The 669-nt window shown below is 53.7% G+C and carries 2 rRNA genes; both read right to left on the bottom strand.

What is annotated here, in order from left to right:
- Positions 1-134 precede the first annotated feature (134 nt).
- Positions 135-250, bottom strand: a 5S ribosomal RNA gene (rrf, locus tag FE839_RS24605).
- 192 nt (positions 251-442) lie between these two features.
- Positions 443-669: ribosomal RNA gene (locus tag FE839_RS24600) — 23S ribosomal RNA — on the bottom strand; the annotation flags it as partial.

Below are 669 nucleotides of genomic sequence, written 5' to 3'. Positions count from 1 at the left end.
CCCTCCGGGCCGTTGCTCCGCAACGTTCAAATCCGCTCCCGGCGGATTTGTCCTCCTCAGGAGAGCGCTCACCGACAAACAACAAATAAAGCAAAAGGCCCAGTCTTTCGACTGAGCCCTTTGCTTTATTTGATGCCTGGCAGTTCCCTACTCTCGCATGGGGAGACCCCACACTACCATCGGCGCTACGGCGTTTCACTTCTGAGTTCGGCATGGGGTCAGGTGGGACCACCGCGCTACGGCCGCCAGGCAAATTCTTTGTGCTCTGTCCTGTGTCTTTTGCGCTGATACTGCGTTGGCTGCTCTGGCGAACGTCAGTCACATACCCGTGTATGCTCCTTCCGTCGCTGCGTTTGCCGCCTTGTCTCAGCGCAAAATCCTTCGGACTCTGAATCTAAGCTGAATATTGTCTCTCAAATCGCCAAAACATCTTCGGCGTTGTAAGGTTAAGCCTCACGGTTCATTAGTACCGGTTAGCTCAACGCATCGCTGCGCTTACACACCCGGCCTATCAACGTCATCGTCTTTAACGTTCCTTCAGGAGACTCTAAGTCTCAGGGAGAACTCATCTCGGGGCAAGTTTCGTGCTTAGATGCTTTCAGCACTTATCTCTTCCGCATTTAGCTACCGGGCAGTGCCATTGGCATGACAACCCGAACACCAGTGATG

It is taken from the genome of Klebsiella indica (genome assembly GCF_005860775.1).
Taxonomy (GTDB): Bacteria; Pseudomonadota; Gammaproteobacteria; order Enterobacterales; family Enterobacteriaceae; genus Klebsiella; species Klebsiella indica.
The sequence above is the reverse complement of the archived record's forward strand: the minus strand, read 5'-3'. Positions and strand labels throughout refer to the sequence as shown.